General features: G+C 49.9%; 41 protein-coding genes and 3 pseudogenes. 6 read left to right on the top strand and 38 right to left on the bottom strand.

Going from position 1 to position 25,334, the window contains the following annotated elements:
- Window positions 1–152 precede the first annotated feature (152 nt).
- Entirely contained in the window at window positions 153–689 is a 537-nt protein-coding gene (locus tag AU511_RS14095; protein WP_094110058.1) for a gamma carbonic anhydrase family protein, read from the top strand.
- Here AU511_RS14095 and AU511_RS14090 read toward each other — a convergent pair.
- The 6 genes and pseudogenes from AU511_RS14090 to dprA form a co-directional block, all read right to left on the bottom strand.
- Window positions 686–940 carry a DUF1488 family protein gene (locus tag AU511_RS14090; protein WP_094110057.1) on the bottom strand — a complete coding sequence of 85 codons (255 nt, stop codon included), beginning with the start codon at window positions 938–940 and terminating at the stop codon, window positions 686–688. The genes AU511_RS14095 and AU511_RS14090 overlap by 4 nt on opposite strands.
- Window positions 937–1,764, bottom strand: coding sequence for a shikimate dehydrogenase (gene aroE, locus AU511_RS14085; protein ID WP_094110056.1), 828 nt, complete (start codon window positions 1,762–1,764; stop codon window positions 937–939). The genes AU511_RS14090 and aroE overlap by 4 nt, the downstream gene beginning before the upstream one ends.
- Before the next feature lie 13 nt (window positions 1,765–1,777).
- Window positions 1,778–2,349, bottom strand: a pseudogene (gene tsaC / locus AU511_RS14080) (L-threonylcarbamoyladenylate synthase type 1 TsaC).
- Window positions 2,342–2,899 (bottom strand): DNA topoisomerase family protein, encoded by a 558-nt coding sequence (locus tag AU511_RS14075; protein WP_094110055.1) that lies wholly within the window; start codon window positions 2,897–2,899, stop codon window positions 2,342–2,344. The pseudogene tsaC and the gene AU511_RS14075 overlap by 8 nt, the downstream one beginning before the upstream one ends.
- Before the next feature lie 20 nt (window positions 2,900–2,919).
- Entirely contained in the window at window positions 2,920–3,393 is a 474-nt protein-coding gene (smg, locus tag AU511_RS14070; protein ID WP_094101841.1) for a DUF494 family protein Smg, read from the bottom strand.
- Window positions 3,365–4,495 carry a DNA-protecting protein DprA gene (dprA, locus tag AU511_RS14065; RefSeq protein WP_094110054.1) on the bottom strand — a complete coding sequence of 377 codons (1,131 nt, stop codon included), beginning with the start codon at window positions 4,493–4,495 and terminating at the stop codon, window positions 3,365–3,367. Before dprA ends, smg begins: the two co-directional genes overlap by 29 nt.
- A 116-nt stretch (window positions 4,496–4,611) precedes the next feature.
- Here dprA and def point away from each other — a divergent pair, with 116 nt between their 5' ends.
- From def to mscL, 5 genes and pseudogenes are all read left to right on the top strand, one after another.
- Window positions 4,612–5,121, top strand: coding sequence for a peptide deformylase (gene def, locus AU511_RS14060; protein ID WP_094101839.1), 510 nt, complete (start codon window positions 4,612–4,614; stop codon window positions 5,119–5,121).
- A 22-nt stretch (window positions 5,122–5,143) separates the two neighbouring features.
- Window positions 5,144–6,081, top strand: a pseudogene (gene fmt, locus AU511_RS14055) (methionyl-tRNA formyltransferase).
- Between the two features lie 74 nt (window positions 6,082–6,155).
- Window positions 6,156–7,445, top strand: a complete 1,290-nt coding sequence (gene rsmB, locus AU511_RS14050) for a 16S rRNA (cytosine(967)-C(5))-methyltransferase RsmB (protein WP_094110053.1) — start codon at window positions 6,156–6,158, stop codon at window positions 7,443–7,445.
- A 23-nt stretch (window positions 7,446–7,468) separates the two neighbouring features.
- Window positions 7,469–8,878, top strand: a complete 1,410-nt coding sequence (gene trkA, locus AU511_RS14045) for a Trk system potassium transporter TrkA (RefSeq protein ID WP_240503842.1) — start codon at window positions 7,469–7,471, stop codon at window positions 8,876–8,878.
- Between the two features lie 94 nt (window positions 8,879–8,972).
- On the top strand, window positions 8,973–9,380 hold the full coding sequence (gene mscL / locus AU511_RS14040; RefSeq protein ID WP_094101836.1) for a large-conductance mechanosensitive channel protein MscL: 408 nt from the start codon (window positions 8,973–8,975) through the stop codon (window positions 9,378–9,380).
- Between the two features lie 21 nt (window positions 9,381–9,401).
- Here mscL and AU511_RS14035 read toward each other — a convergent pair whose 3' ends face one another.
- The 32 genes and pseudogenes from AU511_RS14035 to AU511_RS13875 all read right to left on the bottom strand — a co-directional run.
- Entirely contained in the window at window positions 9,402–9,647 is a 246-nt protein-coding gene (locus tag AU511_RS14035; RefSeq protein ID WP_139829390.1) for an alternative ribosome-rescue factor A, read from the bottom strand.
- A gap of 96 nt (window positions 9,648–9,743) precedes the next feature.
- The gene (locus AU511_RS14030) at window positions 9,744–10,127 is read right to left on the bottom strand and encodes a DnaJ family domain-containing protein (RefSeq protein ID WP_094110052.1); all 384 of its coding nucleotides are present in this window, start codon (window positions 10,125–10,127) and stop codon (window positions 9,744–9,746) included.
- Window positions 10,128–10,260: 133 nt separating this feature from the next.
- The gene (gene rplQ, locus AU511_RS14025; protein WP_026741360.1) at window positions 10,261–10,650 is read right to left on the bottom strand and encodes a 50S ribosomal protein L17; all 390 of its coding nucleotides are present in this window, start codon (window positions 10,648–10,650) and stop codon (window positions 10,261–10,263) included.
- A gap of 40 nt (window positions 10,651–10,690) precedes the next feature.
- On the bottom strand, window positions 10,691–11,680 hold the full coding sequence (locus AU511_RS14020; RefSeq protein WP_026741359.1) for a DNA-directed RNA polymerase subunit alpha: 990 nt from the start codon (window positions 11,678–11,680) through the stop codon (window positions 10,691–10,693).
- Between the two features lie 25 nt (window positions 11,681–11,705).
- The gene (gene rpsD, locus AU511_RS14015; protein WP_094101834.1) at window positions 11,706–12,326 is read right to left on the bottom strand and encodes a 30S ribosomal protein S4; all 621 of its coding nucleotides are present in this window, start codon (window positions 12,324–12,326) and stop codon (window positions 11,706–11,708) included.
- 30 nt (window positions 12,327–12,356) lie between these two features.
- Window positions 12,357–12,746: a 30S ribosomal protein S11 gene (rpsK, locus tag AU511_RS14010; protein WP_002438687.1), complete on the bottom strand. Its 390-nt coding sequence runs from the start codon at window positions 12,744–12,746 to the stop codon at window positions 12,357–12,359.
- A 16-nt stretch (window positions 12,747–12,762) separates the two neighbouring features.
- Window positions 12,763–13,119, bottom strand: a complete 357-nt coding sequence (gene rpsM / locus AU511_RS14005; protein WP_026741357.1) for a 30S ribosomal protein S13 — start codon at window positions 13,117–13,119, stop codon at window positions 12,763–12,765.
- A gap of 147 nt (window positions 13,120–13,266) precedes the next feature.
- A complete protein-coding gene (gene rpmJ, locus AU511_RS14000; RefSeq protein WP_002227352.1) occupies window positions 13,267–13,383 on the bottom strand; it encodes a 50S ribosomal protein L36 in 117 nt (38 codons plus the stop codon).
- Between the two features lie 34 nt (window positions 13,384–13,417).
- On the bottom strand, window positions 13,418–14,749 hold the full coding sequence (gene secY / locus AU511_RS13995) for a preprotein translocase subunit SecY (protein ID WP_026741356.1): 1,332 nt from the start codon (window positions 14,747–14,749) through the stop codon (window positions 13,418–13,420).
- Between the two features lie 7 nt (window positions 14,750–14,756).
- Entirely contained in the window at window positions 14,757–15,191 is a 435-nt protein-coding gene (gene rplO / locus AU511_RS13990; RefSeq protein WP_026741355.1) for a 50S ribosomal protein L15, read from the bottom strand.
- A gap of 3 nt (window positions 15,192–15,194) precedes the next feature.
- Complete coding sequence (rpmD, locus tag AU511_RS13985; protein WP_004846568.1) at window positions 15,195–15,374, bottom strand: 50S ribosomal protein L30; 180 nt, start codon at window positions 15,372–15,374, stop codon at window positions 15,195–15,197.
- Between the two features lie 6 nt (window positions 15,375–15,380).
- Window positions 15,381–15,881, bottom strand: coding sequence for a 30S ribosomal protein S5 (gene rpsE, locus AU511_RS13980; protein ID WP_026741354.1), 501 nt, complete (start codon window positions 15,879–15,881; stop codon window positions 15,381–15,383).
- Between the two features lie 14 nt (window positions 15,882–15,895).
- Window positions 15,896–16,249 (bottom strand): 50S ribosomal protein L18, encoded by a 354-nt coding sequence (gene rplR / locus AU511_RS13975; RefSeq protein ID WP_026741353.1) that lies wholly within the window; start codon window positions 16,247–16,249, stop codon window positions 15,896–15,898.
- Window positions 16,250–16,258: 9 nt separating this feature from the next.
- Window positions 16,259–16,792 (bottom strand): 50S ribosomal protein L6, encoded by a 534-nt coding sequence (rplF, locus tag AU511_RS13970; RefSeq protein WP_085653244.1) that lies wholly within the window; start codon window positions 16,790–16,792, stop codon window positions 16,259–16,261.
- 13 nt (window positions 16,793–16,805) lie between these two features.
- Window positions 16,806–17,198 (bottom strand): 30S ribosomal protein S8, encoded by a 393-nt coding sequence (rpsH, locus tag AU511_RS13965; protein WP_094101833.1) that lies wholly within the window; start codon window positions 17,196–17,198, stop codon window positions 16,806–16,808.
- A 33-nt stretch (window positions 17,199–17,231) separates the two neighbouring features.
- Window positions 17,232–17,537, bottom strand: a complete 306-nt coding sequence (gene rpsN / locus AU511_RS13960) for a 30S ribosomal protein S14 (RefSeq protein ID WP_026741350.1) — start codon at window positions 17,535–17,537, stop codon at window positions 17,232–17,234.
- A gap of 13 nt (window positions 17,538–17,550) precedes the next feature.
- Complete coding sequence (rplE, locus tag AU511_RS13955) at window positions 17,551–18,090, bottom strand: 50S ribosomal protein L5 (protein ID WP_026741349.1); 540 nt, start codon at window positions 18,088–18,090, stop codon at window positions 17,551–17,553.
- Between the two features lie 14 nt (window positions 18,091–18,104).
- Entirely contained in the window at window positions 18,105–18,419 is a 315-nt protein-coding gene (gene rplX, locus AU511_RS13950; RefSeq protein WP_094101832.1) for a 50S ribosomal protein L24, read from the bottom strand.
- An 11-nt stretch (window positions 18,420–18,430) separates the two neighbouring features.
- On the bottom strand, window positions 18,431–18,802 hold the full coding sequence (rplN, locus tag AU511_RS13945) for a 50S ribosomal protein L14 (protein WP_026741347.1): 372 nt from the start codon (window positions 18,800–18,802) through the stop codon (window positions 18,431–18,433).
- 170 nt (window positions 18,803–18,972) lie between these two features.
- On the bottom strand, window positions 18,973–19,227 hold the full coding sequence (rpsQ, locus tag AU511_RS13940; RefSeq protein WP_012768107.1) for a 30S ribosomal protein S17: 255 nt from the start codon (window positions 19,225–19,227) through the stop codon (window positions 18,973–18,975).
- A gap of 1 nt (window position 19,228) precedes the next feature.
- Window positions 19,229–19,420: a 50S ribosomal protein L29 gene (rpmC, locus tag AU511_RS13935; RefSeq protein WP_026741346.1), complete on the bottom strand. Its 192-nt coding sequence runs from the start codon at window positions 19,418–19,420 to the stop codon at window positions 19,229–19,231.
- On the bottom strand, window positions 19,420–19,830 hold the full coding sequence (rplP, locus tag AU511_RS13930; RefSeq protein ID WP_026741345.1) for a 50S ribosomal protein L16: 411 nt from the start codon (window positions 19,828–19,830) through the stop codon (window positions 19,420–19,422). Before rplP ends, rpmC begins: the two co-directional genes overlap by 1 nt.
- A gap of 12 nt (window positions 19,831–19,842) precedes the next feature.
- Complete coding sequence (gene rpsC / locus AU511_RS13925; RefSeq protein WP_026741344.1) at window positions 19,843–20,544, bottom strand: 30S ribosomal protein S3; 702 nt, start codon at window positions 20,542–20,544, stop codon at window positions 19,843–19,845.
- Window positions 20,545–20,561: 17 nt separating this feature from the next.
- Window positions 20,562–20,894: a 50S ribosomal protein L22 gene (gene rplV, locus AU511_RS13920; RefSeq protein WP_026741343.1), complete on the bottom strand. Its 333-nt coding sequence runs from the start codon at window positions 20,892–20,894 to the stop codon at window positions 20,562–20,564.
- Window positions 20,895–20,908: 14 nt separating this feature from the next.
- Window positions 20,909–21,187, bottom strand: a complete 279-nt coding sequence (gene rpsS, locus AU511_RS13915) for a 30S ribosomal protein S19 (RefSeq protein ID WP_021013347.1) — start codon at window positions 21,185–21,187, stop codon at window positions 20,909–20,911.
- A 16-nt stretch (window positions 21,188–21,203) separates the two neighbouring features.
- Window positions 21,204–22,025: a 50S ribosomal protein L2 gene (gene rplB / locus AU511_RS13910; RefSeq protein ID WP_026741342.1), complete on the bottom strand. Its 822-nt coding sequence runs from the start codon at window positions 22,023–22,025 to the stop codon at window positions 21,204–21,206.
- Between the two features lie 19 nt (window positions 22,026–22,044).
- On the bottom strand, window positions 22,045–22,347 hold the full coding sequence (gene rplW / locus AU511_RS13905; RefSeq protein WP_026741341.1) for a 50S ribosomal protein L23: 303 nt from the start codon (window positions 22,345–22,347) through the stop codon (window positions 22,045–22,047).
- A complete protein-coding gene (gene rplD / locus AU511_RS13900; RefSeq protein WP_026741340.1) occupies window positions 22,344–22,949 on the bottom strand; it encodes a 50S ribosomal protein L4 in 606 nt (201 codons plus the stop codon). Before rplD ends, rplW begins: the two co-directional genes overlap by 4 nt.
- 10 nt (window positions 22,950–22,959) lie before the next feature.
- On the bottom strand, window positions 22,960–23,589 hold the full coding sequence (rplC, locus tag AU511_RS13895; RefSeq protein WP_026741339.1) for a 50S ribosomal protein L3: 630 nt from the start codon (window positions 23,587–23,589) through the stop codon (window positions 22,960–22,962).
- A 32-nt stretch (window positions 23,590–23,621) separates the two neighbouring features.
- Window positions 23,622–23,933, bottom strand: coding sequence for a 30S ribosomal protein S10 (gene rpsJ / locus AU511_RS13890; protein WP_001181005.1), 312 nt, complete (start codon window positions 23,931–23,933; stop codon window positions 23,622–23,624).
- A gap of 229 nt (window positions 23,934–24,162) precedes the next feature.
- Window positions 24,163–24,658: pseudogene (gene bfr / locus AU511_RS17765) on the bottom strand (bacterioferritin).
- A gap of 435 nt (window positions 24,659–25,093) precedes the next feature.
- Window positions 25,094–25,334, bottom strand: a 241-nt coding sequence (locus AU511_RS13875) for an EF-Tu C-terminal domain-related protein (RefSeq protein WP_094109975.1), incomplete at its 5' end; no start/stop codon positions are given.

Genomic DNA, 25,334 nt, shown 5'->3' with positions numbered 1-25,334 from the left:
ATCTCTCCGGGTTGCACAACCCCTATTTAGATCTTTTTTATCGTTCGCCGTTTTTTTCACCTTTCCGTTGAGATCTTACGCATCTAAGGCTATTTTCTGACTCCAAATCTGCTTTTTTCGGCAAATGTCTTTCCTCTATGAGGTATTTAATCATGACGAAGAGCCTTCGCCCCTTTAAAAATCTTACCCCAACGGTAGGTGAGAGAGTCATGATCGATCCCTCAAGCGTTGTGATCGGTGATGTCTCTCTGGCAAACGATGTCAGCATATGGCCTCTCGTCGCCATTCGCGGGGACGTCAACACGATCCTTATTGGCAAGCGCACCAACATTCAAGACGGCAGCGTTTTGCATGTTACTCATCGTTCCGTCAAAAACGAGAGCGGCAATCCATTGGTGATTGGGGAGGACGTCACCGTCGGTCATAAAGTGATGTTGCATGGCTGTACGATCGGAAATCGCGTTTTGGTGGGAATGGGATCCATTATTCTGGATCGCGCTGTGATCGAGGACGACGTGATGATCGGTGCCGGAAGTTTAGTGGCACCTGGCAAGCGGCTGGAGAGCGGTTATCTGTATTTGGGAAGTCCGGCCAGAAAAATACGACCGCTAACTCCAGAGGAAATTGTTGGGCTAGTATATTCCGCCAACAACTATATAAGGTGGAAAGATGAATACCTTAACGACTAAAGCACGAATCGGCCGTCGGCGTCCTCAACGTCATTGACAACTAGGCCCTCAAACTCCTCTTCCAAATCCCAGCGATTCGATAGGAAAAGATGAAGCCACTCTTCGCGATTAGCCCCGCCAAATCGCTGCTGAATGGATGCCGCCCGCAGAACACATTCGCGTTGAAATCCATTGACCTGTACGGGAAAGCGGATGGCCTGAGTGCCTTCATCCCACTCTTCAATATCGGGAAATTGAATGGATTGATTCACGACTGAAGTTCTCGCTTCATTTGTTGGATCACCGCAGCAGCGTCTGGCAGTACCCCATGCCATAGTTTATACGCATGAGCAGCCTGCCACACTAACATGCCTAAACCATCCGCATACTTTCTCACGCCCAATCCGATACACCATTTAAGGAAAGGTGTCAGCCCTGAGGCATAAAACATGTCATAACAGTGAACATCGCGACTCACGAGGAATTCAGGCAATGCAGGGACATCGCCTGCAATACCTGACGACGTAGCGTTAACGATGAGATCAACTCCCTCGTCGGTAAGTTCATTCAAAGGCACCGCCCGGATATTTCCGTTATCGCAGAAATGTTTCACCAGCGCCTCAGCGCGGCTCTGCGTGCGATTGGTTACCGTGATCGAGCAGCCATAGGCCAACAGGGGCTGAATAACGCCTCTCGCCGCGCCGCCAGCGCCAATCAACATCACATGGAAACCAGGTTGGATTAACGAGTTCTGCTCTAAATCGCTCAACAGGCCAATGCCGTCAGTGTTATCGCCGTACAATGTACCATCATCCATTTTCTTGATGGTATTTACGGCGCCCGCCGCTTCGGCTCGCTCGCTCAAGGCGTCCATGGCAATGCAGGCCCGCTCTTTGAACGGCGTCGTTACATTGGCGCCAACCCCTGTCTGAAAAAACGTACATAGCGTATGTTCAAACTGTTCAACCGGGGCCAAAAGCCGATCATACGATAGTGATATCCCGGTCTGATGAGCAAACAGAGTATGGATCTGAGGAGATTTACTGTGCGCGATAGGATTACCAAACACCGCGAAAGCTTTAACTTCAGATGACATGGCACATTTCCTTTTAGCCCGGACGAACCATTGAACCCGTTAAGGCATCGCGAATTTCCGATGGATTTTGACGACCACCAATCGGGCCTTCCAATACGGGAAACGCTTTTCCGAATTGCTCAAACACATCTTGTGCGGTACGACATGGCGGCTTGCCACTCAGATTGGCACTCGTGGAAACCAATGGTTGCCGAACCGACGGCAAAGCTCGACGACTAAAGGATGCTCAGTGACTCGCACCGCCAGCGTTGTGAATTCGCCGGTTAGCCACTGAGGCGTGCCAGGCTTCGTCGGCATAACCCAAGTCACCGGCCCCGGCCAGGTAGAAAAAACGGCATTCAACTGCGCCTGCGAGAGTAAGGAGGCATCCACATAAGGTTCCAACTGTTGAAATTCAGCAGCGATCAGGATCAACCCCTTCTGCCAAGAACGACGTTTCAGATCCAACAGCCGCTGCACCGCGATCTCACTGTCCGGATCACACCCCAGACCAAAGACAGCTTCAGTTGGATAAGCGATCACCTGGTGATCCTCCAGATTTTTCAACAGGAGGGACCATGGTTCTAGGGGAATATTGTTATTCATTGCTGTCGGACGTCTCTGTTGATACGGGTTTGCCACATGACTTGCTAGCACAGAATCGCTTTACGCCATGCGCCGTTTTCTTCTCGATTAATAGGGGATGGTGGCAATACTCACATTCGCCCGCCACCGGCTGATTATTGATGGTGAACCGGCATTCAGGATAGCGGTCGCACGAATGGAACGTTTTGCCATAACGCGATTTACGTTGCAGTAACTTTCCCTGATGACACTGAGGACAGCTGAGTGCAGTCTCATCCGGCCTGTCGATCGTTTCGGTATGGCTGCATTCGGGATATCGGGAACACCCAATAAACATACCGTAGCGCCCCTGGCGCAACACCAGCGTTGACTGACATTCGGGGCAGAGCTGACCATTCAGCACTTTTACAACGTGACCATCCGCTTGCGCTTTGAGCGGGCGTATGTATTCACATTCGGGATAGTGGGAACAGCCCAGAAAAGGTCCATGTCGACCGGAACGGATAACCAAGTCACCACCACATTCCGGACACTGCTGTTTTTTCTCTGCGAAAAGTGTCGGCTTAACCATGGATTCCCCTTGGGAGGGGTTTACTGCACATAACCTTCGTTTGCTTCAAAAAGTAAATCTTCCATTTGCTGATAGGCATTTTCACAGCCGGGCACATTAAACAGCACCATCAGAATAACCCATTTAAGATCATCCAAATCGAACTCTTGGGTTTCAAGCGCCATCACCCGATCAATCACCATCTCCCGGGTTTCTAAACTCAGCACCTGAATCTGTTCGAGAAACAGAAGAAAACCACGACATTCGACGTCCAGCCGTTGATCTTCTTCCGGCGTATAAATACGCAATGCCAGAGGATCGCTTGCCAATGCCAATGGAGGCGTCTGCCCCTCTTGGATATCCGCTAGTTTTTCTAACCAATCCAGCGCACTGTAAATATCGTTGCGATCAAATCCAGCGCGAGTGAGGTCATCAGTCAACGTATCTTGGTCGACACGCATTTCAGTTTCATTGTGAATATAAGTTTCAAACAAGTACATGAGTACGTCGAACATGGCCTGCCCTCCTTAATCGGACATAGCCGCCGGGTACAGCTGCGATCCACCCTGCTAACTCCAGACTCAGTAGTTTACCAACTACTTCTGGCACAGGTTGGCCGGCACGTTCAGCGACAACGTCAACAGGTGTAACCTCATCTCCTACGTTAGCCAACACATCAGCAAATGGCAATTCAACTTCGCGCTCCTGTGAACAAATAATTGCCTTATCTGTATCGGACGACTCCGTTAACCAATGAAGATCGCTGCCAAGCTGCTCAATGACGTCTTTTGGATGGGTGACCAAGTACGCTCCTTGCTGAATTAACCAGTGCGTCCCCTCCATCATTACATTACCAATCGGCCCCGGTAGAGCAAACACCTCCCTGTTTTGCTCAAGGGCATAACGCGCCGTAACCAGAGACCCGCTACGCCGGGAAGCTTCGACCACCAGCACGCCCTGACTCAGGCCGCTAATGATACGATTTCTACGAGGAAAATTGACCGGCAGCGGTCTGGTATCCAGCGCAAACTCAGAAACTAATGCCCCACCCTGCTCGACAATACTCTCGGCTAAAGGCCTATGGCGTCTGGGATACAGGTAATTCATCCCGCTCCCCAGCACGGCTATCGTCTTGCCGCCCGTATCCAACGCGGCCTGATGAGCGATCCCATCAATACCTACCGCAAGTCCGCTAGTGACGGTCAAGTGACTCAGACTAAACTCCTGAGCGAAAAACTGGCCCCACTGTTCTCCGTAAGCGCTATGGTTCCGACTGCCCACAATCGCTATTTGAGCTGAAACTAACAGCGTGGTATCACCGATAACATACAAAACGGGCGGCGGTGAACTGATATTACTGAGCAGAAAAGGATATTCCATCGTGCCGAAGACGACGAGCGAGTGTGAGGGATGTTCAAGCCAGCGCAGAACAGCCTCCACCTTCGCATGCTCATAGCCAAAAAACTGCTGAGCCTGAGATTCTGACAATCCTAATCCCTGCAGAAACGCGGGCGAACAACCACAAGCCTCTCTTATCTGATTGACCAACTGAGCAATTTTTCTGGCCCCTAATCGGCTCACCGACGCCAGGCGCAACCATACTTCCGTATCCGTCATTTTTCGCTCCGCATCCTGCAGTGCTAATCATGGCGGATACTGTCAATCAGAACTGGAAATGTCTAGAATAGAGACCAGAACTTTCTCTCATCACTCGGATACAGATCTAAAAATATATGTCAGTCTTGCAGGTATTACATTTCCCGGACGAGCGGCTTCGCACAATCGCAAAGCCCGTCAAAGAAGTTAATGCAGAAATTCAACGTATCGTGGACGATATGTTCGACACGATGTACGAAGAAGAAGGCATTGGCCTGGCCGCAACGCAGGTTGATATCCACCAGCGCATTATCGTGATCGATGTTTCGGAAGAACGTAACGAACGTCTGGTGCTGATCAATCCGGAACTGATTGAAAAAAACGGCGACACAGGCATTGAAGAAGGCTGCTTGTCGATCCCAGAAACTCGTGCTCTGGTTTCACGAGCAGAACGTATCAAAATTCGGGCCTTGAACCGTGACGGCGAATCATTCGAGCTTGAAACAGATGGACTGTTAGCTATTTGTATTCAACACGAAATGGACCATCTTGTCGGTAAGCTGTTCATTGATTATCTGTCCCCATTGAAACGTCAGCGTATCCGGCAGAAGCTGGAAAAGCTGGCCAGACAAAGCAGTCGCGCATAACCATCTATCAGGCGGAAACCACGTGTCTTTAAGGATTATTTTTGCAGGAACCCCTGATTTTGCAGCGCAACACCTTGAGGCGCTGCTTTCCTCTCAGCATGAGGTCGTCGGCGTATTCACTCAGCCAGACCGTCCTGCAGGGCGAGGAAACAAACTTACTCCAAGTCCGGTAAAAGTTCTGGCAGAACAGCACGCAATTCCGGTCAAGCAGCCTAAATCGCTGCGCCCCGCAGAGCATCAGCAGCTTGTTGCCGAATTTGAGGCCGACGTGATGGTGGTTGTCGCTTATGGGTTAATTCTGCCGCAGGCTGTGCTGGATATGCCGCGGTTGGGCTGCATAAACGTTCACGGATCTTTATTGCCGCGCTGGCGTGGCGCCGCGCCGATACAGCGCGCGCTGTGGGCGGGTGACAGCCACACAGGAGTGACCATTATGCAGATGGACGCCGGGCTCGATACCGGAGCCATGCTGCATAAGGTGGAGTGTCCTATTCTCCCGGAAGATACCAGCGCCACGCTCTATGCCAAGTTGGCTGAAATGGGTCCGCAGGGTCTGCTGACTACGCTTGATCAACTGTCGGCATCTCAGGTGCGTGCGGAAGTTCAGGATGAAAAACAGGCAACCTATGCAGAGAAGTTGAGTAAAGAAGAAGCTCGACTCGACTGGTCGCTCTCGGCCGATCAGTTGGAGCGCTGTATTCGAGCATTTAATCCTTGGCCGATCAGTTACTTCACCATCGACGATCTGCCGGTAAAAGTGTGGCAGGCCAACGTCATCGCTACTCACTGCCAGGCGGTTCCAGGCACTATCTTGCAAGCCGATAAGCAGGGTATCCAGGTGGCAACCTCAGATGGAATTCTCAATCTGACACAGCTACAGCCGGCGGGTAAAAAACCAATGTCGACGCAAGACTTTTAAATTCACGCCGTGAATGGTTCACCCCAGGAAATCAGCTGTAAATCGCCCCCATCGCCTGGTGACTAGTCACCGGGCGTTTTATTTCTATAACACCGATCGATATCCGCTTTAGCCTATGAAAAACAATTACAACCTACGCAGTATTGCAGCCAAAGCCATCGGCCAAGTGTTGGATCAAGGTCAGTCTCTCAGCGCTGTCCTGCCCGTTTTGCAAAAGAACATCTCCGAAAAAGATCGCGCGCTGTTGCAAGAATTATGCTTCGGCACCTTGCGCGTTCTTCCGCAATTAGAGTGGTATATCCAGCAGTTGATGGCCAAGCCGATGGTAGGCAAGCAGCGGACGTTACATTATCTGTTGATGGTCGGGATTTATCAGATGCTTTTTACTCGAATCCCTGCGCATGCCGCGTTGGCGGAAACAGTAAACGGCGCCGTTGCACTTAAACGTCCTCAGATGAAAGGACTCATTAATGGTGTCCTACGTCAGTTCCAGCGTCAGCAGGATTCGTTAGTGGATCAGGCATCAGGCCTAGAAAGTGCACATCTGCATCCCAGTTGGTTGTTAAAACGTATCCAGGACGCCTATCCCACACAATGGGAGGGCATCCTCGACGCCAACAATCAGAAACCGCCAATGTGGCTGCGAGTCAACCGGCTGCATCATACACGGGACGAATACCTTCAGTTGCTGTCTGAATCGGGATTGGCCGCTGTCGCCCATGACGAACACCCGGATGCTATCCGTCTATTAGCCCCCAGCGCTGTGTCCGCCCTGCCGGGATTTGCCGATGGCTGGGTGACCGTGCAGGACGCGTCGGCACAAGGTTGTGTACACTGGCTTGCACCCAAAAACGGTGAGTCCATTCTAGACTTGTGCGCTGCTCCAGGCGGTAAAACTACGCATATACTTGAATCTGCGCCAGAGGCTCAGGTTATGGCTGTTGATGTCGACACTAAACGTTTAGAACGTGTGAAAGAGAATCTTGAGCGGCTCCGTCTTAAAGCAACAATACGTCAGGGAGACGGCCGTCAACCCGCCAGCTGGTGCGAGGGACAAACATTTGATCGCATCCTTCTCGATGCACCGTGTTCAGCCACAGGGGTCATTCGCCGTCATCAGGATATAAAGTGGCTGCGTCGCGATAGCGATATCCAAGAGCTGTCCACGCTGCAATCAGAGATACTTGATGCTATTTGGCCGCACCTGAAGTCCGGCGGAACACTGGTCTACGCAACCTGTTCGATATTACCTGAAGAGAACCAACAGCAGATCGCGGCATTCTTGGCGCGTCATGCCGACGCCACACTGACCGATACCGGCGATCTCGAACGACCGGGCATTCAATGTATCCCCACCCCTGAAGGTGGCGATGGTTTCTTCTATGCGAAGCTGACCAAAGGCTGACACGATTTCTTATCATTGTCTCAATCCGGGTCAACACATTACACGGCAAAAAAGCGATGAAAATTATTATTCTTGGTGCAGGACAAGTGGGCGGGACACTGGCGGAAAACTTGTCGGGAGAAAACAACGATATCACGGTTGTAGACACCGACATGACGCGTCTACGTCAGCTGCAGGATAAATTCGACCTGCGCGTAATAACCGGATACGCCTCCCATCCCCGAATCTTGCGTGAGGCAGGCGCGGAAGATGCTGATATGCTGGTAGCCGTGACCAGCTCGGATGAAACCAATATGGTGGCTTGTCAGGTGGCGTATACGCTATTTCACACTCCGAATCGTATTGCTCGCATTCGCTCTGCCGACTATATCCGTGAATCCGAGCAGCTATTTCAGTCTGATGCGGTTCCAATCGATCACTTGATCTCCCCCGAACAGCTGGTGATTGAAAACATCTATAAACTCATCGAATACCCAGGCGCATTGCAGGTCGTGAACTTTGCCGAAGGAAAAGTGAGTATCGCCGCCGTAAACGCTTACTACGGTGGACCTTTAGTGGGAAGCGCCATCTCATCGATGCGCGAACATATTCCCCATATCGATACTCAGGTCGCCGCCATTTTTCGCCATGACAGACCTATCAGGCCACAAGCATCCACGGTAATCGAAGCGGGTGACGAGGTATTTTTTGTCGCCGCCTCACAGCATATTCGCGCGGTAATGAGCGAATTGCAGCGGCTGGAGAAACCCTACAAACGCATCATGATTGTAGGGGGAGGCAATGTTGGGGCAGGCTTGGCGCACAAGCTGGAAAAAGACTACAGCGTAAAACTGATTGAAAAAAATGAGCAGCGGGCTGCAGAACTGGCTGAGCTTCTGCAAAATACCATCGTCTTTCACGGCGATGCTTCCGATCAGGAACTTCTGGCGCAAGAGCATGTTGAACAAATGGATGTCTTTATCGCCATCACGAACGACGACGAAGCAAATATCATGTCATCCATGCTCGCCAAGCGTCTCGGTGCCAAAAAAGCAATGGTGCTGATCCAACGTCGGGCGTATGTCGATCTTGTGCAGGGAAGTGCGATTGATGTCGCTATCTCACCTCAGCAGGCGACAATTTCCGCGTTGCTTGGACATGTTCGTAAAGCGGATATTGTTAGCGTGTCATCGCTACGTCGAGGCGCCGCGGAAGCTATTGAAGCCATTGCGCACGGGGACGAAGGCACTTCAAAAGTAGTTGGCCGTACCGTCGAAAATATCAAGCTCCCGCCAGGAACAACAATTGGCGCCGTAGTGCGAGGCGATAACGTAATCATCGCCACCGCTAAGACCCAGATAGAGCAAGGCGATCACGTCATCATGTTCTTAACAGATAAAAAATATGTTTCTGACGTTGAACGTTTGTTCCAGCCGAGCCCTTTCTTCTTGTAAATACTTTCAAGGTAACTTGGATATGGCGGTGAATGGAAAATCCGTCAGCACTTGTTAGAATGATTGAAGTAACTATTTTATTAGGAGAATTACAATGAGTTTCTTGAAAGGGTTTCGCGAGTTTGCAATGCGCGGGAATGTAGTAGATTTAGCTGTCGGTGTCATTATTGGCGCGGCTTTTGGTAAAATCGTATCTTCTCTTGTTTCTGATATCATCATGCCGCCTCTGGGCTTATTGATCGGTGGGATCGACTTCAAACAATTTCATCTAGTATTACGTGAAGCCCATGACAACATTCCCGCAGTAGTAATGAACTACGGCGTATTCATTCAGAATATTTTTGACTTCATCATTGTCGCACTCGCCATTTTTGTCGCTATTAATTTAATGAACAAGATGCGTCGCAAAGAGGAAGAGAAACCGGCGGCTCCACCTAAACCGTCTGCGGAAGAAACGTTGTTAACGGAAATCCGCGATTTGCTTAAAGAGCAAAGTAAATAAATCATATGTGAAGTAGCTGAATTATCCAGCTGCGTTTTGATAGGAAAGTTTGTTGCCCTCAAAACCAGAAGGCCAGTGGTAAAAGCGTTCATTCTTACCACTGGCCTCCCAGTTACCGCCCCCTGCATTTTTGTGCTTACATTTCCGTTGATAGCTCCCTTTACCTTTCACTTTTTTCTCCACACGCTGCCTGAATAACGGGTCATGAAGCAATGCTCTGATCGCATTATCTTTTATCTGACCTTTTGTATGCCGATAGTTAGGCATCTTTGTCTCCTGAATCTATTGGTTAATTTAATTACCACTTACAACTCGCGCCGCGATTTTAATACCGAACATCGAACACGTATAGTGATTTTCACATCATACATTATCGCTCTTTGGCCCTCCGATGCGGGCACTTAAAGCGGAACAATAACTTCCTCTTAAGAACTCAGTACTAATACCTGCCTGCTGCAAGCGTAATTCAAGCAATTTTAAACGATTAGACATCGATTTATAATCAGGATGATCGTTTGCAATCTCCTGCATCATTTCAGCAAGGGTGATGGCTTCTTTGCGATCCGTCAGCTCAGGGGGAAGATAACCTGCGTTTGCCAGCACATGGTAAACCGCTCGCAACTCCTCAGGTACACATGAATTGTCTTCCAGCTGAAGCGGTTTCCCTTGGCCTGGAAGATCGTCGAATACGCCTTTCTTTTGAGCCTCACTGATATGACGTTCAGCCCATGCGTCAATGATGAACATATCGCCTCCGGAAACGGGTTACCAGAAGTCCATCATAAACTCAAAGCATCGCAAAACACATGACAGAGAGGAGGTGACGAAAGGTACAGACGAAAAAAAACCGGGTTTCCCCGGTTTTTCATGCTATTACAGATTACTCTGCAGTAGCAACTTCTTCTGTTGAAGCTGAGCGATCAACGAGCTCGATGTAAGCCATCGGCGCATTGTCACCTGCACGGAAACCACACTTCAGAATACGAGTGTAACCACCGGCACGGCTCGCGAAACGCGGGCCCAGTTCATTAAACAGTTTTGCCACGATCTCGTTATCACGAGTACGGGCGAATGCCAGACGACGATTAGCAACGCTGTCGGTCTTGGCAAGAGTAATCAGCGGTTCAACAACACGACGCAGCTCTTTCGCTTTTGGCAGGGTCGTCTTGATGATCTCATGACGAACCAAAGAACCAGCCATGTTACGGAACATAGCCTGACGATGGCTGCTGTTACGGTTCAGTTGACGACCACTCTTACGATGGCGCATGACCTTATCCTTCTCAGTAAAACCTTAACCTGTGATCCGGTTACTCATCAGCAATGCTTGCTGGTGGCCAGTTTTCCAGGCGCATGCCCAGAGACAGACCACGTGAAGCCAGCACGTCTTTGATCTCAGTAAGAGATTTTTTACCCAAGTTAGGCGTTTTAAGTAGCTCAACTTCGGTACGCTGTACCAGATCACCGATGTAGTGGATAGCTTCTGCCTTAAGGCAGTTAGCAGAGCGGACAGTCAATTCCAGATCGTCAACAGGGCGCAGCAGGATCGGATCGAATTCTGGTTTTTCTTCTTTGACTTCCGGCTGACGTACATCACGTAAGTCAACGAAAGCTTCAAGTTGTTCAGCCAGAATGGTGGCCGCACGGCGGATTGCCTCTTCAGGATCAATCGTACCATTGGTTTCCATTTCGATGACCAGCTTGTCCAAGTCGGTGCGCTGTTCAACACGAGCTGCTTCAACATTGTAGGCAATACGCTCTACCGGGCTGTAGCAGGCATCGACTAACAGGCGACCAATCGGGCGCTCATCTTCTTCCGTATGAATACGGGCAGATGCCGGCACATAACCGCGTCCACGCTGAACTTTGATGCGCATGTTAATAGACGCGCTTTCATCGGTCAGATGGCAGATTACGTGCTGTGGCTTGACGATTTCGACATCACCGTCGTGGGTGATGTCGGCTGCAGTCACAGGGCCAATGCCAGATTTATTCAGGGTAAGAATAACTTCATCTTTGCCTTGAACTCTCACCGCCAGCCCTTTCAGGTTGAGCAGGATTTCCAGGATATCTTCCTGTACGCCTTCTTTGGTGCTGTACTCATGCAGTACACCATCAATCTCAACCTCGGTCACCGCGCAACCTGGCATGGATGAAAGCAGAATACGGCGCAGTGCGTTACCGAGAGTGTGGCCGAAGCCTCGCTCTAACGGCTCAAGGGTCACCTTGGCGTGCGTCGAACTGACTTGCTCGATATCAACCAGGCGCGGTTTTAGAAACTCTGTCACAGAACCCTGCATTGTGTCCTCTCTTTGGTACTAAGCCTTACTTGGAGTAAAGCTCGACGATCAGGTGTTCATTAATGTCCGCAGACAGATCGGTACGTTCAGGATTACGTTTGAACACACCTTCCATCTTGGCAGCATCAACTTCCAGCCAAGTTGGCTTTTCACGCTGTTCAGCCAGCTCCAGAGCGGCCTTAACGCGAGACTGCTTTTTAGCTTTCTCGCGGATGCTGACTACGTCATTCGGAGATACCTGATAAGAAGCGATGTTAACAACGCGTCCGTTTACCATAATAGCTTTATGGCTAACCAGCTGACGTGCTTCCGCACGTGTGGCACCGAAGCCCATACGGTAAACTACGTTGTCCAGACGTCCTTCAAGCAACTGCAACAGGTTTGCACCGGTATTGCCTTTCAGACGCGCTGCTTCTTTATAATAGTTACGGAACTGACGTTCCAGAACACCGTAGGTACGGCGAACTTTTTGTTTTTCACGTAACTGCACACCATAGTCAGACAGACGCGGTTTACGAGCACCGTGCTGACCAGGAGCTTGTTCAATTTTACACTTGGAATCGATCGCACGAACACCAGACTTAAGGAACAGGTCGGTGCCTTCACGACGGCTCAGCTTGAGCTTAGGACCCAAATATCTTGCCATTTTCTTTCTCCAACAATCCTAAAAGCGGCGTTATACGCGGCGCTTTTTCGGCGGACGACAACCGTTATGAGGGATCGGAGTCACATCAGTAATATTAGTGATGCGGAAACCAGCCGCGTTCAATGCGCGGATAGTAGACTCACGGCCCGGACCAGGTCCTTTAACCATAACTTCCAGATTCTTGATACCGTACTCTTTCACAGCTTCAGCGCAGCGCTCTGCTGCCACCTGAGCGGCGAATGGCGTAGATTTACGAGAACCACGGAAACCGGAACCACCGGCAGTTGCCCAACCCAGCGCATTACCCTGACGATCGGTAATAGTTACGATGGTGTTGTTGAAAGAAGCATGGACATGAGCCACACCGTCAGAGACTTGCTTTCTTACACGCTTACGTGCACGAATAGGTGCCTTTGCCATTATTCAATCACCCCGATTATTTCTTGATCGGTTTGCGCGGACCCTTACGGGTACGGGCGTTGGTCTTGGTACGCTGACCGCGAACCGGCAGACCACGACGATGACGCAAACCACGATAAGTTCCAAGGTCCATAAGACGCTTGATGCTCAGGGTAACTTCACGACGCAGGTCACCTTCAACAACAAACTTGGCAACTTCGTCACGTAGCTTTTCGATTTGCTCTTCAGACAGCTCACTGATCTTAACATTTTCAGCAATACCCGTAGCCGCACAGATAGCCTGCGAGCGAGTTTTGCCAACACCGTAGATCGCCGTTAATGCGATAACGGTATGTTTATGATCAGGAATGTTAATGCCTGCTATACGGGCCACTATGCACTCCTACAATTTTATACAGCAACACCATTCTGAAAAGCCCGTTTTCAGGATACTCAAATAGTGTTGCAGTCACATACAAAAGATTGGCTGGCTAATCTAGCCAGCTCAACCCAACTTTGCAAGAAAAATATGTGAGATAAATCAGCCTTGACGCTGTTTATGCTTCGGCTCGGCGCTGCAAATCACACGAACGACACCGTTACGTTTAACGATCTTGCAGTTACGACATAATTTCTTGACGGAAGCACGAACTTTCATTTTTACTCTCCGTAACTTCTCAAGCTTGCCTTGATTAGCGGTTATAGCCTTTCAGGTTTGCTTTCTTCAATGCAGACTCGTATTGACTCGACATCAACAGAGTTTGCACTTGAGCCATAAAGTCCATGATCACGACAACAACGATTAACAGGGACGTACCACCAAAGTAGAACGGCACTTTCATTGCATCACGCATGAACTCCGGGATAAGGCAGATAAAAGTAATATACATCGCACCAACCAAAGTCAGGCGGGTCATCACTTTATCAATATATTTCGCCGTTTGCTCTCCCGGCCGAATTCCTGGCACGAATGCACCGGACTTCTTCAGGTTATCTGCTGTTTCACGCGGATTGAAAACCAACGCGGTATAAAAGAAACAGAAGAAGATGATTGCAGACGCATAGAGTAGCACATAAAGCGGTTGTCCAGGCTGCAGATACATCGAAATCGTCGTTAGCCAGTTCCAACCGGTACCGCCCCCAAACCAAGATGCAATCGTAGCTGGGAACAGAATGATACTGGAAGCGAAGATTGCTGGGATAACCCCGGCCATATTCACTTTCAGCGGCAAATGCGTACTCTGTGCTGCATAAACACGACGGCCCTGCTGGCGTTTTGCATAGTTAACGACAATTCGACGCTGACCACGCTCAACGAATACAACAAAGAACGTCACTGCAAACACTAAAACTGCAACCAACAGCAACAGGAGGAAGTGCAGGTCGCCTTGCCGAGCTTGCTCGATAGTATGCGCAATGGCAGGAGGAAGTCCTGCGACGATACCAGCGAAGATTATGATTGAGATACCGTTACCGATACCACGCTCAGTAATCTGTTCACCAAGCCACATCAGGAACATCGTCCCGGTAACCAGGCTGACAACAGCCGTAAAATAGAAAGCAAAGCCTGGATTAATCACCAGCCCTTGCATCCCAGGCATATTCGGCAAACCGGTAGCAATACCAATCGACTGAAAAATACCCAGAACCAGCGTACCGTAACGGGTGTACTGGCTAATTTTACGTCGCCCAGCCTCTCCTTCTTTCTTTATTTCTGCTAACGCCGGATGAACCACCGTCAGTAACTGGATAATAATCGATGCCGAAATATACGGCATAATACCCAGAGCAAAGATAGAAGCGCGACTGAGGGCACCACCAGAGAACATATTGAACATTTCAATGATGGTGCCACGCTGTTGCTCGAGCAATTTGGCAAGCACAGTGGCATCAATACCAGGAATGGGAATAAAAGAGCCAATACGGAAAACAATCAGCGCACCGATTACAAACAACAGTCTGCGTTTCAGCTCGCCAACCCCGCCTTTAGCACTTTGAAAATCTAATCCTGGTTGCTTAGCCATCTGCTACTTATTCCTCAATTTTACCGCCAGCAGCTTCGATAGCAGCACGAGCACCTTTAGTGACACGCAGACCACGAATCGTTACTGGGCGTGCAACTTCACCAGACAGAATCACTTTCGCAAACTCAATCTGGATGCCAATGACATTTGCGGCTTTCAGCGTATTCAGATCGACAACATCGCCTTCAACGCGAGCCAGGTCAGAGAGACGGATCTCAGCTGTTACCATGGCTTTACGAGAAGTGAAGCCGAATTTCGGCAGACGACGGTACAGAGGCATCTGACCACCTTCAAAACCACGACGTACGCCACCGCCAGAACGAGACTTCTGACCTTTGTGACCACGGCCGCCGGTTTTGCCCAGGCCAGAACCGATACCACGACCTAAACGCTTCGGTGCATGTTTAGCACCTTCGGCCGGAGACAGAGTATTTAAACGCATCTGTTACTCCTCCACTTTAACCATGTAGGAAACCGCGTTGACCATACCGCGTACAGCAGGCGTATCTTCACGCTCAACGGTGTGGCCAATACGACGCAGACCCAGGCCAAGCAGTGTTGCCTTATGTTTCGGCAGACGACCGATTGCACTACGGGTTTGAGTAATCTTAATAGTCTTTGCCATGGTTAATTACCCCAGAATTTCTTCAACGGATTTACCACGCTTGGCAGCGACCATATCCGGGGACTTCATATTGGCCAAGCCATCGATAGTTGCACGAACCACGTTAATCGGGTTAGTGGAACCATAGGCTTTAGCCAGTACGTTATGAACCCCTGCGACTTCCAGCACGGCGCGCATTGCACCACCGGCAATGATACCGGTACCTTCGGAAGCTGGCTGCATGAACACGCGAGACCCTGTGTGTGCACCTTTAACAGGGTGCTGCAGAGTGCCGTTGTTCAGCGCGACATTCATCATATTGCGACGGGCTTTTTCCATCGCTTTCTGGATAGCTGCCGGAACTTCACGCGCTTTACCGTAACCAAAACCTACGCGACCGTTACCATCACCAACTACAGTCAGAGCTGTGAAGGAGAAAATACGACCGCCTTTGACAGTTTTGGATACGCGATTTACCGCGATCAGCTTTTCCTGCAGTTCGCCAGCTTGTTTCTCGATGTGAGCCATCTTACACCTCTACCTTAGAACTGAAGGCCAGCTTCACGGGCAGCATCTGCCAGTGCCTGGACACGACCATGATATTGGAACCCGGAACGGTCAAAAGAGACATCTTTAATGCCTTTTTCAAGAGCGCGCTCAGCGATGGTTTTACCCACAGCTGCGGCAGCATCTTTGTTACCGGTGGACTTCAGTTGTTCAGCGATAGCTTTTTCTACAGTAGAAGCGGCTACCAGGACTTCAGAACCGTTCGGTGCGATGACCTGCGCATAGATATGACGCGGGGTACGATGTACCACCAGACGTGTCGCACCCAGTTCCTGGAGCTTGCGACGTGCGCGGGTCGCACGACGGATACGAGCTGATTTCTTATCCATAGTGTTACCTTACTTCTTCTTAGCCTCTTTGGTACGCACGACTTCGTCGGCGTAACGGACACCCTTGCCTTTATAAGGCTCAGGACGACGGTAAGCGCGCAGTTCTGCAGCAACCTGACCGATCAACTGCTTATCAGCGCCTTTCAGCACGATTTCAGTCTGAGTCGGACATTCGGCATTAATGCCTGCAGGCAGTTCGTGGTCAACTGGGTGAGAAAAGCCCAGGGCCAAATTCACCACATTGCCTTTCACGGCGGCACGATAACCTACACCTACCAGCTGCAGCTTCTTAGAGAAGCCTTCGGTAACACCGATAACCATGTTGTTCAACAGTGCACGAGTGGTCCCAGCCTGGGCCCAGCCGTTTGCAACACCTTCGCGCGGGGCGAAAGTCAGTGCATTGTCAGCCTGCTTAACTTCTACGGCATCATGGATCTTACGACTCAGCTCGCCGTTTTTACCCTTAATCGAAATATCCTGACCGTTGAGTTTAACCTCTACGCCGGCAGGAATGACGACGGGTGCTTTTGCAACACGAGACATTCTTTCCTCCCGATTAAGCTACGTAGCAGATAATCTCGCCACCAAGACCAGCCTGGCGAGCTGCACGATCAGTCATAACACCTTTAGAGGTAGAAACAACTGCGATACCTAAACCAGCCATCACTTTTGGCAGCTCATCTTTACGTTTATAGATGCGCAGACCTGGACGGCTAACACGCTGAATGCTCTCTACCACTGCTTTGCCCTGGAAATATTTCAGTTCCAGTTCAAGAGCAGGCTTGGTGTCGCCTTCGATTTTGAAATCTTCGATATAACCTTCTTCCTTCAGCACGTTGGCAATTGCCACTTTCAGCTTGGAGGAAGGCATGGTGACCGCAACTTTGTTCGCGGATTGACCGTTACGGATACGGGTCAGCATATCCGCGATCGGATCTTGCATGCTCATCTGTCTTTACTCCCGTGATTCAATTGGTGACAATTACCAGCTAGCCTTTTTCAGACCCGGAATTTCACCGCGCATGGCGGCTTCACGGACCTTGATACGGCTCAACCCGAACTTCCGCAGGAAAGCGTGCGGACGACCAGTCTGGCGGCAGCGGTTACGCTGACGAGACGGGCTGGAATCACGCGGCAGAGTCTGCAGCTTCAGAACAGCGTTCCAACGATCTTCGTCGGAAGCATTCACGTCAGAGATGATAGCTTTCAGTTCAACACGTTTTGCGAAGAATTTGTCAGCTAGTTTCACGCGTTTGACTTCGCGTGCTTTCATGGATTGCTTAGCCATTAGTAACCCTACCTTACTTGCGGAACGGGAAGTTAAAGGCAGCCAGCAGAGCACGGCCTTCATCATCGGTTTTCGCAGTAGTGGTAATGGTAATATCCAAACCACGAACGCGATCGACTTTGTCATAGTCGATTTCCGGGAAGATGATCTGCTCACGCACACCCATGCTGTAGTTACCACGGCCATCGAATGACTTGGCGGACAGGCCACGGAAGTCACGGATACGTGGTACAGCAATGGTGATCAGACGCTCAAGGAACTCCCACATGCGTTCGCCACGCAGAGTTACTTTACAGCCGATCGGATAGCCCTGACGGATTTTGAAGCCTGCAACTGATTTGCGTGCTTTGGTGATCAGCGGTTTTTGACCGGAGATTGCTGTCAGGTCTGCTGCTGCATTATCCAGCAGTTTCTTGTCAGCGATCGCTTCACCAACACCCATGTTCAGGGTGATCTTCTCGACCCGAGGGACTTGCATGACAGAATTGTAGTTAAACTCAGTCATGAGTTTTTTAACTACTTCGTCTTTGTAGTAATCATGCAGTTTCGCCATCGTACTACTCCAAATTACTTGATAGTTTCGCTGTTAGATTTAAAGAAACGGACTTTTTTTCCGTCTTCGAATCTAAAGCCTACACGGTCGGCCTTACCAGTTGTCGCATTGAAGATCGCAACGTTAGAAACCTGAATTGCAGCTTCTTTTTCAACGATGCCACCTGGTTGATTCAGGGCCGGAACCGGCTTCTGATGTTTTTTAACCAGGTTAATACCTTCAACAACAATCTTGCTGGAAGACAGAACATTTTTTACTTTACCGCGCTTACCTTTATCTTTGCCGGTTAGCACGATAACTTCGTCATCGCGACGGATTTTCGCTGCCATGGTTTCGCTCCTTACAGTACTTCTGGTGCCAGAGAGATAATTTTCATGAACTTTTCAGAACGCAGTTCACGAGTCACCGGCCCAAAAATACGCGTACCGATGGGCTGTTCGCTGTTATTGTTCAAAATAACGCAAGCATTTCCATCAAAGCGAACGACAGAACCGTCAGGGCGACGAACACCCTTCTTGGTGCGCACCACTACCGCCTTCAGCACATCGCCTTTCTTCACCTTACCACGAGGAATTGCTTCCTTGATGGTGATCTTGATGATGTCGCCGACGCCTGCGTAGCGACGGTGCGAGCCACCTAGAACCTTGATACACATTACGCGACGCGCGCCGGAGTTGTCGGCCACGTTCAGCATAGTCTGTTCTTGGATCATGTTAGTGCTCCGCTAATGTCAACTACTACTTTATAGGACCCAGAATAGGCCGTTAAAAAAGCCCCACAAATGAGGGCGCAGCATTATAACACTGCTTCCTGACTATGGGTAGAAAAAATAAACGGCTCAAAAATTTGAGCCGTTTATCGTTTTAGAGAACGCTCACTCTATTACAGAATCGCTTTCTCTACAACGCGAACCAACGTCCAAGATTTGGTTTTGGACAGCGGACGGCATTCGCGGATTTCCACCACGTCGCCGATTCCACATTCGTTGTTCTCGTCATGTACGTGCAGCTTAGTCGTACGTTTGATGAATTTCCCGTAGATCGGGTGCTTCACGAAACGTTCGATAGCAACAACTGCAGATTTCTGCATTTTGTCACTAACAACACGACCCTGCAGAGTACGGATTTTATCGGTCATTTTACGCACCCGCCTTCTCAGTCAGTAAAGTCTTAACGCGTGCGACATTACGGCGCACTTGCTTTAACAGGTGAGTTTGTTGCAGCTGGCCACTGGCCGCCTGCATACGCAGATTGAATTGTTCGCGCAGCAGTTCAAGCAGTTCAGTATTCAGCTCTTCAACGCTCTTTTCACGCAGCTCTTTTGCTTTCATTACATCACCGTCTTAGTTACAAAGGTGGTTTTGATCGGCAGTTTCGCTGCTGCCAGTTGGAATGCCTCACGGGCTAACTCTTCCGGCACACCGTCCATTTCGTACAGGACTTTACCTGGCTGAATCAAGGCAACCCAATACTCAACGTTACCTTTACCTTTACCCATACGCACTTCCAGCGGTTTCTCGGTGATCGGTTTGTCCGGGAATACACGGATCCAGATCTTACCTTGACGCTTTACAGCACGAGTCATGGCACGACGCGCGGCTTCGATTTGACGAGCGGTCAGGCGACCACGGCCAACAGCTTTCAGACCGAAAGTGCCGAAGCTCACATCCGTACCGGCAGCCAGACCACGGTTGCGGCCTTTGTGCACCTTACGGAATTTTGTACGCTTTGGTTGTAACATCAGCGACTCTCCTTACTTGCGGCCTTTACGCTGCTGCTTTTTAGGTTGAGCAGACGGTTTTTCTGCTTGCTCAACGGCAGCCATACCACCCAGGATCTCACCTTTGAAGATCCACACTTTCACACCGATGACACCGTAAGTGGTGTGCGCTTCGGAGGTGTTGTAATCGATATCCGCACGCAGTGTGTGCAGCGGAACACGACCTTCGCGGTACCATTCGGTACGTGCGATTTCAGCGCCGCCAAGACGGCCGCTTACTTCAACTTTGATCCCTTTAGCGCCCAGACGCATGGCATTCTGTACGGCACGCTTCATAGCACGGCGGAACATAACACGACGTTCCAGCTGAGAAGTGATGCTGTCAGCAACCAGTTTTGCGTCCAGTTCAGGCTTACGGACTTCAGCGATGTTGATCTGCGCAGGAACGCCGGCGATTTCCGCGACGACTTTACGCAGTTTTTCTACGTCTTCACCTTTCTTACCGATAACGATGCCCGGACGAGCGGTGTGAATAGTCACACGAATGCTCTTAGCCGGACGTTCGATAACGATGCGGGAAACGGAGGCTTTCTCCAATTCCTTAGTCAGGTATTTGCGAACTTTAAAATCGCTGTCCAGGTTGTCAGCGAATTCTTTGGTATTTGCGTACCAGGTAGAGTTCCAAGGTTTGACAATACCCAGTCGAATACCATTAGGATGTACTTTCTGACCCATTGCTAGTCTCCAGAGTCTCAGCGATCGGACACAACCACAGTGATGTGGCTGGTACGCTTCAGGATGCGATCCGCACGACCTTTGGCACGCGGCATAATGCGCTTCATGCTTGGGCCTTCGTCAACGAAGATTTTCGCAACTTTCAGATCATCAATGTCAGCGCCATCGTTGTGTTCTGCGTTAGCAATAGCAGACTCCAGTACTTTTTTAACCAGACCAGCAGCTTTCTTGTTGGTGTAGGTCAGAATTTCCAGAGCTTGCGACACTTTCTTACCGCGAATCAGGTCCGCCACCAGGCGTACCTTTTGAGCAGAAGAACGAGCGTGGCGATGTTTAGCGATAGTTTCCATCTCTTCCTCCTACCTTAGCGCTTTTTAGCCTTTTTATCGGCCGCGTGGCCGCGATAAGTACGGGTCGGTGCGAACTCACCCAGCTTGTGACCGACCATCTCATCAGAGATGAATACCGGAACGTGCTGACGACCATTATGGACAGCGATGGTCAAACCGATCATGTTTGGAAAGATCGTTGAACGACGGGACCAAGTGCGCAAAGGCTTCTTGTCTCCGCTTTCCACCGCTTTCTCTACCTTCTTCAGCAAGTGCAGGTCTATAAATGGACCTTTCTTGAGAGAACGTGGCATGGTTTATCCTCTAAAATTATTTGCTACGGCGACGTACGATAAATTTATCAGTACGCTTGTTGCTGCGGGTCTTCTTACCTTTGGTCTGGATGCCCCACGGGGAAACCGGGTGCTTACCAAAGTTACGACCTTCACCACCACCGTGCGGGTGGTCGACCGGGTTCATTGCCGTACCGCGAACGGTAGGACGAACACCACGCCAGCGAGCAGCACCAGCTTTACCCAGAACGCGCAGCATGTGCTCAGCGTTACCGACTTCACCCAGTGTTGCGCGGCAGTCAGCTTCAACTTTACGCATTTCACCAGAGCGCAGACGCAGGGTGACGTAAGAACCGTCGCGGGCAACGATCTGAACGTAGGCACCGGCTGAGCGAGCCAGCTGGCCGCCTTTACCTGGTTTCATTTCTACGTTATGAACCGTTGAACCAACCGGGATGTTACGCATAGGCAGGGTGTTACCCGGCTTGATTGCAGCATCAACACCGGACTGAATCTGATCACCAGCTTTCAGGCCTTTAGGTGCCAAGATGTAACGGCGTTCGCCATCTTTGTACAGAACCAGCGCGATGTTCGCGGAACGGTTCGGATCGTACTCCAGACGCTCAACTACAGCAGGGATACCATCTTTGTTACGTTTGAAGTCAACAATACGGTACTGCTGTTTGTGACCACCACCGATGTGACGGGTAGTGATGCGGCCATTGTTGTTACGGCCACCGCTTTTGCTGTTTTTTTCCAGCAACGGGGCATACGGCTTGCCCTTGTGCAGCTCAGGGTTAACCACTTTAACAACGTGGCGACGACCCGGAGATGTCGGTTTACATTTAACAATTGCCATTGTTCTTTACTCCTCCGACTTACTCTGCGCCGCCGATGAAGTCCAGATTCTGGCCTTCTTTCAGGGTGACGTAAGCTTTTTTCCAGTCGCTACGACGACCGATACGCTGTCCATGACGTTTCACTTTCCCTTTAACAACCAGGGTGCGAACTTCATTGACTTCGACTTCAAACAGTTTCTGCACTGCTGCTTTGATTTCTGCTTTAGTCGCGTCTTTTGCAACTTTGAGAACGATGGTGTTGGTTTTTTCCATCGCAGTAGACGCTTTTTCAGAAACGTGCGGCGCGCGCAGTACTTTCAGCAGACGTTCTTCACGAATCATGCCAGCATCTCCTCAACTTGCTTAACAGCGTCAGCAGTCATGACCACTTTGTCGAAGGCGATCAGGCTAACTGGGTCGATACCTGCTACATCGCGTACGTCAACCTTGTACAGGTTACGTGCGGCCAGGAACAGATTCTCATCCAGTTCACCGGTGATGATCAGCACGTCTTCCAGAGCCAGCTCTTTCAGTTTCTGAGCCAACAGCTTGGTTTTCGGTGCTTCAACAGAGAACTTCTCGACAACGATCAGACGATCTTGACGTACCAGTTCGGACAGGATGCTTTTCAGCGCACCGCGGTACATCTTTTTGTTAACTTTCTGACTGTGGTCCTGAGGCTTGGCAGCGAAGGTCACGCCACCGGAACGCCAGATCGGGCTCTTCACAGAACCTGAACGCGCACGGCCGGTACCTTTCTGGCGCCACGGTTTTTTACCGGAACCAGTTACTTCAGCACGGGTCTTCTGAGCACGGGTACCTTGACGGGCACCTGCTGCATAAGCAACAACAACCTGGTGTACCAGCGCTTCGTTGAAATCACGACCGAAGGTAGTTTCGGAAACAGTCAGCGCGCTTTGCGCGTCTTTCAATACTAATTCCATTGCTATCCCCTTACGCCTTCACAGCTGGTTTAACGATCAGGTCGCTACCGGTAGCACCGGGAACTGCACCTTTAACCAGCAGCAGGTTGCGCTCAGCGTCAACACGTACCACGTCCAAGCTCTGAACGGTTACGCGTTCATTACCCATCTGGCCAGCCATTTTCTTGCCTTTGAACACTTTGCCCGGAGTCTGGTTCTGACCGATAGAACCCGGAACACGGTGAGACAAGGAGTTACCGTGGGTAGCATCCTGAGTACGGAAGTTCCAGCGCTTTACAGTACCGGCAAAACCTTTACCTTTGGATGTACCAGTCACGTCAACTTTTTTCACGTCAGCGAAAATTTCAACGCTGATGTTCTGACCGATGGTAAATTCTTCACCTTCAGCCAGGCGGAATTCGCGCAGAGTACGACCTGCTTCAACGCCCGCTTTAGCGAAGTGACCTGCTTCAGGTTTAGTGACACGGCTAGCTTTTTTAGCACCGGTAGTCACCTGGACAGCAGAATAACCGTCGTTTTCCAGGTTTTTGACCTGAGTTACGCGGTTTGCTTCAATTTCAATTACGGTTACAGGGATAGAAACGCCTTCTTCAGTGAAGATGCGGGTCATACCCACTTTTTTACCGACTAAACCAATCATTGTTTCAACCTCTCAATCGCTCAATGACCTGATTAACCCAGGCTGATCTGCACGTCTACACCGGCAGCCAGATCCAGACGCATCAGAGCATCAACGGTTTTCTCGGTTGGCTCAACGATGTCAACCAGACGCTTGTGAGTGCGAATTTCATACTGATCGCGCGCATCTTTATTGACGTGCGGTGAAATCAGAACGGTGAAGCGCTCTTTGCGGGTCGGCAGCGGGATCGGACCACGGACTTGAGCGCCAGTGCGCTTAGCGGTCTCGACGATTTCCGCAGTTGATTGATCGATCAGACGATGATCAAACGCTTTCAGGCGGATACGGATTCTTTGGTTCTGCATGAGACCAGAGCTCCAATTATTTATAAACGTAAATAATTACTCCTCACACCCATTTCGATTGATGGGGGAGTGTAATCGTTCAGTACATAACTCCCCTATTGGGAGTATTGTTTGACGGGCCTTAACACCTGTCTCTGAATTCATAAAGAATCAGGCTTACCATTTCAGGTAAGCCCGCGCATTATACGTAAATCTGTCTAGGAAGCAACCCGAGAGGGAAAATGATTTTTTATTGACCGACCTCGCCCTGTGTTGACCTTGAAGACAATTTTAGGTCGACATTGTGGTGGTCTCGAACGTCTTTAAGGTGAGTCTGTAGATGGTTCTGGATTCCTAGCCGGCCAATCAAATCCAGCTCAGTCTCTAACCAACCTACGTATTCTTCTTTATCAGAGAGGATATTAATCACTAAGTCTGGACTGACATAATCACGGACCGAGTCGGCATAGCTGATAGCCACTCGCAAATCGCGCACCATCCAGCTCAAGGTTCAGGTCCGAGCGCACTTCTCCTCCGCATCTTCACCGCTATTGAGCTTATCTAGTTCTTGCAGATTAGTTATGCCCTTAAACAGAAAGATAGGTTCGATTTGGCGATCTGAATGCTTCATTTCGTCTATCAACTCATGATATTAGTGATCCTTAAGACGAATGAATCCCTAATTTTTTGAATATACTGGCGTGTAAGAAATACCGATTGATGGCAATGAGCTCATTACCTAGCAGCTTGTTTAGATACGTAACGACATTTAATGCCTTCCATGAATTGCCCCCTCAGCTCCAGTTCTCAAAAGTGCAGAACCCGTCGTTACAGAGTCAACAATATTTTCATGCAAACTATGCCGTTATATATAGTTCTGGAAGTTTTTCTTTATCATTTTGGAGAATCGCACGAGCGTGCCGTAAATATTTATCGCAGTCAGTCCCAATAGGGATCAATTGCTTCAAATGCTGGAGGGATAGTGGTCGGTACCGACGAACTAAGTAGCGGCTCGTTTTATCAGTGATGGCATACACAAGTAAACATACATTCTTTGTGATTCATTTTTAACCAGATAACCAAGCTCTGATTACGTATGTTTTTCTTTAATTCTCATTGCTTCCTTCAACAATAAAAAAAGGCACCGAAGTGCCTTTTTATACGATATAAATTATCAGCAATTAAGCGATAACTTTAGCAACCACGCCGGCGCCTACGGTACGGCCACCTTCACGGATAGCGAAACGCAGACCATCGTCCATTGCGATTGGAGCAATCAGGTTTACAACCATCTTGATGTTGTCGCCCGGCATGACCATTTCTACGCCTTCCGGCAGTTCGATGGTGCCCGTTACGTCAGTTGTACGGAAGTAGAACTGCGGACGGTAGCCTTTAAAGAACGGAGTATGACGGCCGCCTTCG

Source organism: Lonsdalea iberica (assembly GCF_002111585.1).
GTDB classification, from domain to species: domain Bacteria; phylum Pseudomonadota; class Gammaproteobacteria; order Enterobacterales; family Enterobacteriaceae; genus Lonsdalea; species Lonsdalea iberica.
The sequence above is the reverse complement of the archived record's forward strand: the minus strand, read 5'-3'. Positions and strand labels throughout refer to the sequence as shown.